The sequence below is a fragment of the Oscillatoria sp. HE19RPO genome (assembly GCF_024220515.1).
Taxonomy (GTDB): Bacteria; Cyanobacteriota; Cyanobacteriia; order Cyanobacteriales; family Laspinemataceae; genus Laspinema.
Map to the genome: position 1 here is coordinate 1 of NZ_JAMXOT010000185.1, position 15,339 is coordinate 15,339.

Genomic DNA, 15,339 nt, shown 5'->3' on the forward strand with positions numbered 1-15,339 from the left:
GGGCGCAAGCATTGCGCCCCTACAAGCCGTTTTTATAGACCTTTAAATGCCGGATTCCGTATTACCCCCGAGAGCCGTGGAGTTCGAGCAAGATGCTCGCTATCTCCATGCCAAAATGATTTAAACGCGCTATATAGTGGGGGACCATTAATTCCAATTAATCATGTAGCCAATCGGGTAAAGGTTGGGTTAATTGGGGGAGGCGATCGCGCTGTTGGTATAACAGCAAAGCTAGGACTGCATTCATCCCCAAAGGCGCATGGAGTCCGGGGGTCAGTTTAGCCCTTAACTCCTGCACAAAGGGCTGTTCTGTCTCGGGTAAAGGATGATTTTGAATGCCACTGTTGAGGACACTTTGATGCGCTTTGCCGAGTTGCTGGGTATAGCATTCGCGGAGGCGATCGCCAGGTATCTGCAACCACAACTCCGCAAATTCTCGCCGCAGTTGGAGCAATTCCCGTTGAATAGATTCATCAGACGGGTCAATATAATACAGATTGGCACAACCAATCAGACGATTGAGAAATTCCTGAGAAACAGAGACGGGTTTAGAGGGACTTTGGGTGGGTATCGCACTCGCCATTACAGCAGAAGTCTGTCCCCCTTGAAACAATTGCTCAAACAAATTCCCCATTTTCTGGGCGTAAGCAGCACTATCTAAAAATGGCGGATTTTGCTGCATTTGTTGCTGGATTTGCTGGCGATAGTGGTGGCGCAGTTGCGGGTTTGTTGCCAGCTTAGTCGCCAATTGGATATAACTTGATTCGTCCTGGGCGATTAAATCAGCTAGGTGGATTTCCCTCAGGAGTGCAGAAGCTTGGCGAGATCTTAAGCTATTCTCTTCCCAGGCGATCGCCGGAATGCCTAGTTGTAACGGATCCAGCAAAGAAGTTGCCCCACTATAGGGATAGGAGTCCAAATAAACATCGGCGAGTTTGACGCATTCTTTAATATCCGCTGGACTCGGTAGAGTATTAATCAGAACTAACCGCCGTTTATCAATGCCATGTTCGGCAAAAATTCGGTGGAGTCGTTCCAAAAACGGCATCGCCGGATAAGTAGAATTCCAGGCGGGACCAAAGGGATATAAGACCAAAATAGAATTAGGAACAGCGGCGATAATTTTGGCCCAAGTTTCGGTGAGTTCGGGAATAATTTTGTAGAAGTTTGCCCCCGACATAAACACCACGGTTTGCTCGGTTGCGCCCCAGCTTGCCCGAGTGGGATTAACGGTAGATGCAGGTTCCGGGAGGGGGAATCGGAAACATAATCCAGAACCCTCAATATTGACCAGTTTCTCGCGGTATTGTTCTGAATTTGTGTTAGTAGGTGCGGTTAAATTTCCGGCAATATAGTAGTCGATATTGCGGATGCCGGTGGTAACCGGGGAGGCAATGGAGGTGACTTGGACTCGGGCGAGTCGGTGTTGGGCGAGGGCGGTTAAGGGTTTATTGAGTTCGGTAATATTGGTGCCGATGAACAGGATATCTAAGTCTTCGTTGCGGAGGGTTTGGACTTGTTCTGAGAAGGTTTCTGGGAGTTTCACCAGGCGATCGGCCCGACTCTGACAATATCCTTCCAGTTGGCTGCCATTGACCCAAGAAGCATAGAGGACAATCTCAAATCGCTGGCGATCCAGATGCTCAAAAACTGGCAAGGTTGCCAAAGTTTCCGTTGCTGGATTGAAATGGTCTCTCAAAATACCCAGGCGAATTTTGGGGCGATTTGCCGAACGGGGAGGGAAGACATAATCGACTTCAAATCCCCGATTCTTGAGGGCAAATTCAATAATTTCTGCTCGCTGGCTGTAGACAGATTTGAGGTTGGCACGGGTGAAATACAGAGGCGCAAAGTTGGCATTTCCCTGGGTGAAAAACTCGGCGACACTTTGCCAGAGGGGTGAGTCAGGATTGCTGAATATTTTCTGATGGACATATTCTATCCAACCTTTGAAATAGCGATAATATTGTTCGACTTCTCCCGGTTCGTGGAACAGGGTGGGAGTGGCAAACATAAATTGGAGATAATCCTGGGCGAACCATTTGGGAATCGGTGCATTGGTGTAGGGAATCTGGAGTTGATGGGGATAGCAATAGAGGGTTGCAGCAATGAAGGATTGCAGGGCATTGGGTGCATCCAATCCCCAGACAATTCCCCCAGAAAGTTGGCGGATGAGTGCTTGTTCATCGGGGGTGTTAGCGTGATGTTTGATGCCACTCTCTAGGAGGGTTTTGTGGGCGGTTCCCAGTTCACCTAAATAGGCAGATTGTAATTGTTCTGTTGGGGTATTTAACCATTGCTGGGCCAGTTGTTGGCGGGTTTGCTGGAGGGTGTTGAGCGGGTTGGAAGAGGCGGGAATCGCAGGTTTTTGGGGGGGGATAGATCCGAGGCGATCGCGCAGTTGTTGCGCTTCAGAAAAATCGGGGGCGTTCTGCAAAACGGTGGTTAAGGCTTGTTGGGTTAAAGGAATATTATTGACTTGAGCAGCGGATTGTGCAATGTACCAAAAAATGCGCCAATGGTTACATCCGAGGGCAGTCGCCTTTTGAAATTCGCCGATGGCTTCCGCGTGTTGTTGCTGTTGTTGCAGAATCAATCCGGACCAAAATCTTAAATATCCATCATCGGGATAGGCATCTTTGTAATGTAAAATCCCTCCCGAACCATAACTCGCGAGTAAGATAGAGGAAGACGCAATTTTGGAGTCACTTGCCCATAATTCCTCTAACGCTTGTCCCCTCATGCTGGTTGCAAATTGTGGTGCCGTATCCCCCAAGGATTCAATAAATAAATCCGCGCCGGAAAGGGGTTGACTCGCTCCCATGATATCCCGGAAAGAAACAGTCTGTTGCAGCAGATTAGCGGTTCTATCAACGCCCCATTCTCGGTCTTGTTTGGGTCTCTGCATCAGGGTTTCATAAATCTGATTGAGTTGTTTTGCCGCAATTTCTGCGCCAAAAATTTGGGAGGCATATTCTTTGGCATTTCGCCCTAATCGGACCCGTTCTTCGGGATGGTGATAGAGATATTCGATCGCCTGTTTGTACTCTAATTCACTGCGAACGATTAATCCCGTATAGTTATCCACCACCAGTTGTTTGACTCCTCCATAAGGAAAAACAACCGGCGGCACTCCGGCATACATCACTTCTTGTAAGTTTAATTCGGCAGCAGCATAAGTATCTTCGCAAAGGGGATATCCATAAACATCTAGGGTTTCAATGACGGATTTGATATCTTCCACATAATCGCGAACCTCAAAGCGATCGCCTACCCCGAGTTGTTGTGCTTGCTGTTGTAAGTATTGTCCCATCCCCGGACCACAGATAATAAACCGGATATTGGGAATGGCGATCGCTGCGCTCATTGGCACATAATTCCGATGCAGTTTAGAAAAATGCACCGTCCCAATGTAACCGACATTAAACGTGCTATGAGGTTGTGGTTGCAAATTTGACAAGCGATCGAAATCCGCTGCACCATAAACCATGCCGGTTTTTTGCAACTTCACTTCAGGAGCCAAACTCTGAAAGACTGAATTTTCATAAGTGTACGGACTACAAGCAATCGCAAAATCTGCATAATCAATTAAAGGTTTCGTCACCACTTGCGGAGGTTTATCCCCAGCAATATGAAACCAGATGACTAACCGCATGGGAGGCAGTTTCGACAGCAAAAACTCATACAGTTCTGGAACATTCCAAAAATGCACCTGGACAATATCAGCCCTTTGAATTTCCGCTACTAATTGAGCTTGTTCCGGAGCATTAATTACCGAAATTCCAGCCTCTTGAGCGAGTTCTAATGCCCGCCTATCCAGAGGCAGCAGCGAAATGACCTGATGCTGAATCTGACTCTTTTTTGAAGAGTATTTTGCTGTCGCAATTAAAGAACGCGCCGCGCCGCCTAAAGACAGTTGTTGAATAATATGAAGAATTTTAGTCATGATTTTTTTTACTAGGCAGGTTTGCGATAGGCTCGAATCGTTGAATATACCCCGGGAATAATCGGTAAATGCGCTTGAGTTTGCGTCGGATCCGTGGGATAGAGTAAGGGAATATCCAGAACTTCACACCCATAAGTATTTTCCATCAACTCCTGACAAGCTTGGCGAATCCCTGGTTCCTGATTCCCATGATGGAAGAAAATCGCATCTCGATTGTGCTCATCTAGGACAGGTAGATAATCATGGAACATCATAATTCCCCCAGGTGCTAACAGGGGAAAATAATTGAGAATATCTTGCTTGACTCCGGGATAACTATGATCTCCATCGACAAAAATAAACCCGGGTTGATTCCCATCGGTTTCCCATATTTGGGGAAATTTTATTGCCGCTTGATGGGAAAATAACCGCCAATGACTGACCTCCGGTTGCACCTGTTTTAACACTTGATAAAATTGCGGTTGTCCCCCGGGTTCTACGGCAAATCCATCCATTGCCCAATTCATCCGTTTTAAAGTTTTCCAGGTTAAAAATAACGAAGCTCCAGCATAAGAACCAATTTCTATAAATCGCAGGGGGTTGGATGTTTTGGGGACGAGATGACGCAGGGTATAGTAAAGTTGAAATCTTTCATTGGCTGACATTTGACTTTCAATCCCATAAGCAACGGGATCATCTTCGGCAAATTCAGAAATTATCTGCGCTTCTAATTTTGAGTTAACCGGGAATTTATCGGGTTTGATAAACCAAACTCCCGTGTTGTCAATGGGTTTAATTTCAAATTTTATCTGACGCTGGGTTTCAAATTCATGAACGGCTTGGCGACATCCGTCCCAGTAACCATAATCATCTACTTGAATCACCCCGTCATTCACCACTCGGTCATATAAGTTATGTAAAATAGTTTGGGTTGATTCATACCAATCTCCATCGATATGCAATAGGGCAATCATCCCAATCGGATTTTGCATTTTCGGTAAGGTGTCTTGGAAATAACCTTTGATGAGTTTGACCCAGTTAATCACACCCAGTTGAGTACAAATTTCTTGAACACTGGTTTCTGGCGCAGCACAGGTGCCTGTTCCCCACCCGGTTGCTTCGGCGGGAATACCCTGATGTTTGTCCTCTGCGGTGGGGGTTGGCATTCCTTCAAATGAATCACAGGCGTATAACCACCGGGGTTGTTTGCTGTAGCGTTTAATGACAGCAGCCATTAATGCAGTTGACCCGCCACCGGCGACGCCACATTCGACAATATTACCGGGAATATTTTGTAAACAGAGGGTTTTGGTAAGGGAAAATAGGGAATAGAGGCGGAGTTCGCTTAACATGGTGTAGGGGCGAACGATCCGGAGCAGTTCTTGGAATTCTGGGTCATCAATGGGGGCAGAATTGTGAGGGGAGAGTTGGGATAAAAGGCGATCGCGCAGGGTTTGGGCTTCGGTATTGTTGGGGAAATATCGCAATTCTTCGTTTAAGGCTTCTTTGGCTCCCTCCAATTGATTGAGCTTGATAAAGCAAATGGCTCGCAGGTAATCTAAACCTGGAGTTGGTTGCCGGAATGATTTGGCTTTTGCTAATTCATGAAAGGCAGCTTGAATTTGGTTGTTTTCTAACTTAATTTGGGCGGCTTTCATTAAATCTGAAGCCGAGTTTTTAGGCTGAAGTTCCGTCAGGAGTTGCCGCGCTTTGGGATGGGAGGGAAGAGTAGATAACAGGTGATTGAGGGTGGAAATAGCCTCGGAACGCCGGTCCAGTCTCGCTAGAGCAACGGCTTTTCCATACTGTAACCCTGGGAGATCCGGTGAAGTGGCGATCGCCTGTTCCCAGAGTCTTAAAGCCTCTTGATTGTTGTTTGCGTTGAGTTGTGCTAAGGCGTTCTGGATTAAACTCTCTCCATCCACCACCGGATGAATAGATCCTTGGCCATGACTCAATTCCTGAGTCTGTTCTAGTCCAGGATTTACGCATATTTTTCGCTCACCCCCTAAATGTAGGGGCGATTCGCGAATCGCTTCTACAGATGATTTAGCATTCATGTGTAAGTCCTGTAGTCTTTTCCTAGCGATAAATCCTTCCTCTCTGGACGCGGTTGTTTCAAATTGCTGTTTCCAGTTGTTAATCGCCTCCCAGTCTAACCGAATTTCGGTTGTCCAGTTTTTATGAATTAAGGCTTCTAAATGAGTCTGAAGATTCGGGCGAGCTATAATCGGCAAATTAAAATCCCGGCCCATTTCCACTGCCCGGTTATCAATGCCAACAATAATTGACCTGCGCTGGTGTTGTAAGGCGCGAATCCCAGCATGGAGACGATTTCCCACATAATCCAAGGCTTGATTAGAACTTAAAACTTCATCCAGAGCTTCTAAAGTCGGTTCGATGAAAACCAGGCGACTCCCCCCAATTTTTTGGGCATACTCATAGTCTCCATACATTTGGGGCCAAAAATAAATTTTAGAATAATTCTTAGCTAAAATATCAAATAAAATTTGGTCAAACTGAGGATTTTGGTTATATTCGGTAAAGGTTAAAAGTACCTGGGCTGCTTTTTGAGTGGGAATACCCGCACAATGGTCTGGCGTTAACCACCAGAGGGTTGGACAGCCCGTATTGATGACATTAAATCCTAATGAACGCAATTTTTGAGCGGTGTAATCATCCCGCACGGAATGAGCCGCTTGTTGATGCAGCACGGAATTGAGCAGAGTCCGGGTATAATCATTGATTTCCTGGGTTTGATATTGCCACCAGCCCAGTCCCATTAAAATAACTTTATTTTGCCAAAAATTTTCTTGAGGGTTGATACACCATTGACTGGTTGCTTCCATGTTAGAACTGAGGAGATTCGTACCAGCCAGAAAGACATAATCGGCCTCGTTAATTTTAGAGCGCCCCGCTTGAATATATTCGAGGGCGGGAACTCGATAAAAAAAATCTTGAGGAAAAATTTCTTGGAGGCCCCGTTCGACGGCTTCTACAATAATTTTATTTCCTAAATTAGTATTGTTAGTCCAAGTATCTAAAATGACTATTCGTTTCATGTTACGGCTGACTGGAAAACTCCGGGATAAAAAATCTTTAATGGCTCGACTCACCGCTGATGACTGAGATCTATGGGGGAATTTAAACCTAAGATATCAGGGCAGTTGATTGACTGCCCCTACTCTCAATCCAAGGGATGGCTAAGTCCGGTTCCTATCCTCAAAACCAGTGACTCAGGGTGAGGATGCAATTAACCCACCTGTTCTAAATACAGATTGAGGTCCTCGATTAACCGAGTGAGTTCTGCTTCCGTACTCAGGCGAATGCGATCGTCGCGCAGGGTAATCAGCACCTTGGCGGCAAAGGGAGTGGGGTAAATATTGGGATTGCAGAAAATTTCTAAAAACACATCCCCGGTAGAACGATATTCCATCGGTTTCTGGGGGGTGGGTTTACCTGCACCGGCACCGGGGGTTGCTTTCGATGCGACGGCTTTAAGCTGCTGCATCAGGTCGTTGATGGCCGCCTGCAAGTCCCGCGCTGCTTCGGGAGAGAACCGAAACGAGACGGAACCCTCGACTAAATTTAGGGTGAGTTGAGAACCAGACATGAGGGATCTACTTTTAATATTCGGTTTCTTTATGGTAAGGGGGAAGGGGGACATTGGGATCTGTTAACTTTCACATAAACCGAATGGCCTACAATTTTTGTAGGTTACATAAGGAAAGATCCGTGGCTACAGATAATCGGGTTGAAGTTCGCCGGGTACTCCTGATTACCCTAGGCTTAAATTTGGTTGTGATGGGAATTAAAGCGGTGGTGGGGACCTTGACGGGTTCCTTGAGTTTGTTGGCGGATGCGCTGCATAGCGTCACCGATAGTGCCAATAATATTTTGGGATTGGTGACGAATCATTTCGCCTCTCCCCATCCCGATCGCGAACATCCTTATGGACATCAGAAGTTTGATGCCTTGGGGGCCTTGGGGATTGCGGCCTTTTTGGGGGTAGCCTGTTTTGAAATTCTCAGCAGTGCGATCGAGCGCATTTTCTTTGGGGATGGAACCTCGGTGGAAGTTTCCGCCAGAGAACTGTGGATTTTGCTGATTGTATTGGGAATCAATATCTTTGTCGCCTTTTATGAACGGACCGTGGGTCGGCGAATTGGCAGCAGTATTCTGATTGCCGATGCCAAACATACCATGAGCGATGTTTGGGTGACCATTATGGTGATGGGGGGGTTAATTGCGATTACTTTTGCCAGTCGCTGGCCCTGGTTGCAATGGGTGGATGTGATGTTAGCCTTTCCAGTGGCCTTGTTGGTGTTTAGAAGTGGGTGGGAAGTGTTGGCGGATAATTTACCTTGGTTGGTGGATAAAATGGCGATCGCCCCGGAGGCGATTCACGAAATTACGATGCAGGTTCCCGGAGTGCTCAACTGCCATGATATTGCCTCTCGTGGTGTGGTCGGACGTCAGGTTTTTATTGAAATGCATCTGATTGTTGATGCCAATGATGTAGAAACCGCTCATGCCATTACCGAGGAAGTCGAAGCGCGGTTACAAGGGCGATTTTCCCCGGCCCGGATTTTGATTCACATCGAACCGCCTAGCTACCAATCCCCAGAGATTAGCTATGCGCCGGATTCTCCTGAATCCCTGGAATAATGCCTCTACTGGGCGATCGACCCCACCACTTCCCTTGGAAATTTCGATTAAACAATCTGTTGTTTTCCACAGATTGATGTCAGTTTTCCACAGATTTTTGCCAGTTTTCCCCAACAATTAAAACGCTTCCTGGTTTCCTGGTTTCTCAAAAAGTGGGGTGTTTTTATCCGAAATATTGATGCAGAAACCTGCGGTCTGGATTGAGTTCCCTCAGTTTGGGGTGTATTGAAGCTGGCTTTCGGCTACAGGCAGAGATTCCCCTTGAACAGACAGACCTCCAGGGGGAGAGTTGGGGCCAATGCGGTGAAAGGACTGTAAGCGAGACGATGAGTTCTGATTTTTGGCCCGGTTTTCTATTTTCATCGGGACTGCTTCAATCTCTCTCCACTGACACCGCCAGAGAGACCTGAGCAGCCCCTGAAAACTTTCATTCCAGATTGAGACCCTCTATATCCTCATTCTTTACCTGGGCAAATTTATAGTTTGCTTGAGAAGAACGACTAAAAAATCAGTATTTTCATCATAGACAAAAAACATGATTCTTGAAATAATTAATCTACGCTAGAGCGTTGAGCCACTATTAAATAAAAAAGAGAAAACCCAATTTTTGGACCTAATTTGTTGCAGATTAGCAGACATTATGGTACAAACCCCGTTGATATTCCCTCCCTTGTCCCAACTTCCTCAATAAAAGACAAACTAGACTGCAACATACTCTATGACTCGTGACCGGCTAATTATCTATTCTATCTGGGGTTCAATGCGTCTCCATCGGGTAGCGGAATAGGGCAGGGCCAAGCCAAACCGGTAAGAAAAACGTTGAGAATAACCCACCCTTTTCTAAGATTGGATGAAAATTATGAATACTGTTTGTAAATACAAAAGGCTAGAAAAAATTTATGAAGGTCAGGATACGGTAGTTTATCGAGGGCAGAGGACCTTAGATCAAACTCCGGTTATTTTGAAGGTTCTAAAAAATGAGCATCCTAGCCTGAAGGAGGTTATTAACTTAAAACAAGAATACGAATTTTCTAAATTTTTGGATTTGAAAGGGGCGATTAAAGCCTATGATTTGGAAAAGGTTGAAAATAGACTCACCCTGATTTTAGAAGACTTTTGCGGAAAAGACCTCAGTGACTTTTTGGCGGGTCAACCCCTGGAGGTTAGGGAGGTTTTAAACATTGGGATTCAACTGTCAGAGGTGGTGGGACAGTTGCATGAAAATCAGATTATCCATAAGGATATCAAACCTCAAAATATTATCATTCATCCCGTTACCAAACAGGTTAAACTGAGTGATTTTAGTATTGCTTCGCGCCTGAATCGAGAGCACCAGGCGATCGCCAACCCGAATGCACTGCAAGGGACCCTCGCTTATATGTCCCCGGAACAAACGGGGCGGATGAATCGGGCGATCGACTATCGCAGTGATTTCTATTCCCTAGGCGTCACCTTTTATCAAATGCTCACGGGTCAACTTCCTTTTGTAACCAACGATCCGTTAGAACTGATTCATGCCCACATTGCCAAACAGCCTATCCCTCCTCATCAGTTAAATCCAGAGATTCCCGAAGCGGTTTCAAATATTGTGATGAAACTGTTAGCAAAAACCGCTGAAGAGCGATATCAAAGTGCTCAAGGGCTGAAGGTAGATTTAGAAATCTGTTTGAATCAATTAATTTATTTTGGAGGAATTACCAATTTCAAGGCCGGAAAACAGGACAAGTCGGGACGATTTTTTATTCCGCAGAAGCTGTATGGGCGGGAAAAAGAAGTCGCTAAACTGTTGTCAATTTTCAAAAATACTTGTGCTGGAAGTGTAGAGTTAGTGATGGTTTCCGGCTATTCTGGTATGGGAAAAACCAGTGTAATCAATGAAATCCACAAACCCATTGTGCAATGTCGGGGGTATTTTATTGAAGGTAAGTTTGACCCCTTACAGCGAACGATTCCTTATACAGCTATTGTCAAAGCATTTTCTGATTTAGTGCGGCAGCTTTTGACGGAAACGCAAGCCCGGGTTGAGGCATGGCGAGAGAAACTGTTAGAGGCATTAGGTCCGAATAGTCAAGTGATTATTGAACTGATTCCTGAAGTGGAATTGATTATGGGCAAACAGCCTGCTGTGCCTGCACTTCCCCCAATGGAAACCCAAAATCGATTTAATCGGGTGTTTCAGCAGTTCGTGCAGGTTTTTACTCAACCGGAACATCCGTTAGTGTTATTTCTGGACGATTTGCAGTGGGCGGATGCCGCCTCTTTGAAGTTACTGGAATTGCTGATTACGGATCTGGATAGTCAGTATTTGCTGGCTTTAATTGCCTATCGGGATAACGAAGTGGATGCCACTCATCCCTTAATGATAACGGTGGAGGAACTGAAAAAAACCGGAACAGTGGTGTATCAGTTGGCGCTACAGAATTTGGATAAAATTCACGTTCAAGCATTAGTTGCCGATACCCTTCGGGAAGACAAGGCGAAAGTCAAGTCTTTGGCAGATTTACTCTGCTCTAAAACTCAAGGGAACCCCTTTTTCTTGACGCAACTCTTCCAATCTCTCTATGATGACCAATTATTAATTTTTGATTATCACGAAGGAATTTGGCAGTGGGATATTGAGCAAATTCAAAGCCGGGGTATTACGGATTTGAATGTGGTGGAATTGATGACGAGAAATATTCAAAAACTGCCCAAATCAACCCAAGAGGTGTTAAAAGTAGCGGCTTGTATTGGGAATCGGTTTACTTTAGATGTGCTGGCGATCGCCACGGACCAATCCGAGTCAACTACAGCGGATCAGTTGTGGAAACCGATGCAGGTGGGGTTAATTTTGCCAGTCGGTGATAGTTCTAAAATCGGCTTGGCAATGGGCGATCGCCTCTTAGACCCCGCCATTTTGGACATCAGCAGTCCACAAGATGCTTATCCCTATTCTCAATCGGTCACTTACAAGTTTTTGCACGATCGCATCCAACAAGCGGCTTATGCTCTGATTCCCGAAGAACACCGAAAAATCACCCATTTCAAACTGGGCCACCAGTTACTCAAAAAGATTGGATCGGATGAAATCGAGGCCAATATTTTTGATATCGTCAATCAGTTAAATCGGGGAATAGAATTCATTAGCCACAACCCTATCAAGTCCCGCCAATTATTCAAAGGAGAGACGATTTCTCCTTTAGAACTAGCGCGATTTAACCTGATTGCCGGTCATAAAGCTAAGGAAGCGACGGCCTATGAAACCGCTGTTGAGTATTTGAATTTTGGAATCGGACTGCTTGGGGTAACATCCTGGGAAGATGAGTATAACCTCAGCTTAGATCTGTATATAGAAGCGGCAGAAGCTGAATACTTAAATACCAACTATCACCAATCCGCCCTTCTTGCTGAAACCGTACTCAAGAATGCGGTGAACCGACTCGATCGCGTCAAAGTGTACGAGTTGCAAATGCAGATATCACTGGGACAAAACCATCTTGTGAAGGCAATCCAGATCGGATTGCACGCCTTAGAAGAATTGGGGGTCACTTTATCTGCCATCCCCACCGATGGGAACTGGCAAATTGAACTGCCGAAGTTAGAGGATTTAGATCATTATCCAGTCTTAAGCGATCCCGAACGATTAGCCGGTTTGCGCCTGTTAATGAGTCTTGCTGCTCCAGCCTACCTGGCAAGGCCAGAAATGATTCCACAAATTATATTAACCACGATCCAGTTTTGTATTGAATATGGTCATTCACCGCTGGCCCCCTACGCCTATGCGCTGTATGGAATGCTGCTTTGTGCCGTCATGGATGAAGCTGATGCTGGATATTTTTCGGGCCAAATCGCTTTAAAACTGCTCGATAAATTTAAGGCCAATTCTTTTAAATCCAAGGTCTACCAATTATTTAACGGGTTTATCCGACCTTGGAAAGAGCCTATTAAATATAGCATGAGCGACTTGGTTGCAGGAACTCAAAGTGGTTTAGAAACAGGGGACCTGGTTTTTTCGGCCAATTGTGTGATTACCTATTGTTCTAATCTGTTGTGGATCGGTGAATCTCTGGAAAAGGTGAACAAACAGCAAAATCAATATCTTGTTTTAGTCGAGAAATTAAAACAAGAGTATCCAATTTATTATCTCAAAATTTGGAATCAGTTCACCCTAAAATTGCAGAACAGTTCTGAGGACTCTTGCAGTTTAACCGGGGAAATTTTTAATGAAGAGAGAATAATTCCTCTATTTCAAGAAATCCAGAATCACACCTTACTGTTTATGACTTATTTGGCCAAGGGGATTCTGAGTTATTTATTTAATCATTCGCAAAAGTCGGTTGAAAATGCGACCATTGCAGCGGACTATGCCGGGGCTGTGATGGGCTTAGTTCTAGGGGTTCAACATAATTTTTATTATTCGCTCTCTCTGCTGGCTACCTATCCCCGGGTCTCCCTCCAAGAACAGGAACAATATTTGCAGCAAGTCCAGGAAAATCAGCATAAAATGCAGCATTGGGCCGCAAATGCACCGGCTAACTTCCAACATAAATATGAGTTAGTCGAAGCGGAGAAAGCGCGGGTTTTGGGGCGGACTGTGGAAGCGATGGACCTGTATGACCGGGCGATCGCCTCGGCGCGAGACCAAGAGTATATCCAAGAAGAGGCGATCGCCAATGAACGCGCGGCAGAGTTTTATTTCGAGTTAGGACGCTCCAAAATTGCCCGAATTTATCTGATTGATGCTTATGCGGCCTATCTCCGTTGGGGTGCAATGGCAAAAGTCCAGGAATTAGAGTCGCGCTATCCCGAGTTTTCCTCGCAAAAACGAGTTCGAGACCTCAACCTCAACACCAGTGATGGCACTCATACCACCACTTCTACCACCAACTTGACAACGGGTGCATTGGATTTGGCAACGGTGATGAAAGCCTCTCAAGCGCTAGCCGATGAAATCAGATTTGATAATTTGCTGGAAAAACTCCTGAAAATTGTCATGGAAAGTGCCGGGGCCCAAATGAGTTGCTTCATTTTAGACAAAGACGGAAAGCTCTATATAGAAGCCCAAGGAACTGTCAATCCAATGGAAGTCATCGTTGGATTAGAAATGCCCCTGCACAGCAGTGAGGTTGTTCCAGTTTCTCTGGTGAATTACACGGTCAGAACCCGCGAAACGATCGTGTTAAATAATGCGGCTAAAAATGGGCATTTCATGGCAGACCCTTACATTCAAGCCCGCCAACCTAAATCCCTGTTATGTACCCCAATCCTCAATCAGGGTAACCTGATTGGGTTGCTTTATTTGGAAAATAACCAAACCCCTGATGCCTTTACGGAGAGTCGAGTAGAAGTCTTGAGAATGCTCTGCTCTCAGATGGCAATTTCGATTAAAAATGCGCGATTGTATGGCAACTTAGAGTTGACTAAGACGGAACTCATTTCTGCGAAAGAACGGTTAGAAGAGGCCAATCATACTTTAGAAGAAAAGGTCGAACGACGCACCCTGGAGTTGCAGGCAAAAAATGAAGACCTCCAACAAACGTTGAAAAAGCTCCGTCAAACCCAGACCCAATTAATTCAAACGGAAAAAATGTCCAGTCTGGGACAGTTGGTAGCGGGGGTTGCCCATGAAATTAATAACCCGGTTAACTTTATTTATGGGAATCTGATTCATGGGGAGGAATATCTCCAGGACTTACTGAATCTCCTGGAACTCTACGAACAAACCTACCTAGAACCGACGGAGGAAATTCAGGACCTGGTTCAGGAGATAGAACTGGATTTCCTCAAAGAGGACTTTCCTAAAATTGTGACGTCTATGCAGGTTGGAGCCGAGCGAATTCGGCAGATTGTCCGATCGCTGCGGAACTTCTCTCGCTTGGATGAAGCTGACTTCAAAGAAGTTGATATTAATGAAGGGATTGAAAGTACCCTGGAAATTTTGCGCCATCGCCTCAAAGAAAAACCGGGCTGCCGAGAGATTGCCTTAGAGAAAGATTATGGGGTCTTACCCTTGGTCACCTGTTATGCGGGTCAACTCAACCAAGTGTTTATGAATATCCTCAGTAATGCGATTGATGCGTTAGAGGAAAAAGAGCGAAAACAGAGTCATGGGGATATGTCTACTCCCCTGAACCCCGACTCCCTGCCGGTGATTCGGATTGCCACGACTATTGAGGGAGATGATGTGGTGATTCGGATTGCTGATAATGCCACCGGGATGACTGATGAGGTGCTCTCTAAATTATTTGACCCCTTCTTTACCACTAAACCTGTGGGGTCCGGGACGGGTTTAGGTTTGTCCATCAGTTATCAAATTGTGGTGGAAAAACATGGGGGTCACCTGGATTGTTCTTCCACTATGGGAGAAGGGTCCGAATTTGCGATCGCCATTCCCCTCAAACTCTCCCCTCAATCCCTGGCGTGAGCCTGTAAAAGCCGAGAGGAGCAAGGGTCCAGACTGAGCGGGACAAAGGCCCCCCTCGGTACTGGGATAGAGAGAAAAGAGACTTTTAAAAACTGAATTGGAGATGAATAAACCGCTTGTCGGTATCCAAGAACTCCCCTTTTTGGATATAGACAAGCGGTTTAATAATTTTAATAAATAATCAATACTAATATCATCCTCCTAATTTGTCAACCCTCAAAATAGGATTAAATTTGCCAAAGCTGTTAATTTTTTTTGAAAATCAGGGAAGTCTAAAATTTATATCACCCCCAGGAGATTTAAGTGCATCGGTAACCCCGGTGATGATTTTTCCGAAGGGAGT

General features: G+C 45.4%; 5 protein-coding genes. 2 read left to right on the forward strand and 3 right to left on the reverse strand.

Annotation, left to right across the window (positions count from 1 at the left end):
* Positions 1–157: 157 nt before the first annotated feature.
* The 3 genes from NG833_RS17245 to NG833_RS17255 all read right to left on the reverse strand — a co-directional run bounded on the left by NG833_RS17245 (position 158) and on the right by NG833_RS17255 (position 7,538).
* Positions 158–3,946 carry a glycosyltransferase gene (locus NG833_RS17245; RefSeq protein WP_254566520.1) on the reverse strand — a complete coding sequence of 1,263 codons (3,789 nt, stop codon included), beginning with the start codon at positions 3,944–3,946 and terminating at the stop codon, positions 158–160.
* An 11-nt stretch (positions 3,947–3,957) separates the two neighbouring features.
* Positions 3,958–6,987: a TylF/MycF/NovP-related O-methyltransferase gene (locus tag NG833_RS17250; protein ID WP_254566521.1), complete on the reverse strand. Its 3,030-nt coding sequence runs from the start codon at positions 6,985–6,987 to the stop codon at positions 3,958–3,960.
* 191 nt (positions 6,988–7,178) lie between these two features.
* Complete coding sequence (locus NG833_RS17255) at positions 7,179–7,538, reverse strand: hypothetical protein (protein WP_254566522.1); 360 nt, start codon at positions 7,536–7,538, stop codon at positions 7,179–7,181.
* A 122-nt stretch (positions 7,539–7,660) separates the two neighbouring features.
* On the opposite strand from NG833_RS17255, the gene NG833_RS17260 reads away from it, so the two are divergent.
* Positions 7,661–8,593 carry a cation diffusion facilitator family transporter gene (locus tag NG833_RS17260; protein ID WP_254566523.1) on the forward strand — a complete coding sequence of 311 codons (933 nt, stop codon included), beginning with the start codon at positions 7,661–7,663 and terminating at the stop codon, positions 8,591–8,593.
* A gap of 859 nt (positions 8,594–9,452) precedes the next feature.
* The gene (locus NG833_RS17265) at positions 9,453–14,996 is read left to right on the forward strand and encodes an ATP-binding sensor histidine kinase (RefSeq protein WP_254566524.1); all 5,544 of its coding nucleotides are present in this window, start codon (positions 9,453–9,455) and stop codon (positions 14,994–14,996) included.
* The last annotated feature ends 343 nt before the right edge of the window (positions 14,997–15,339 follow it).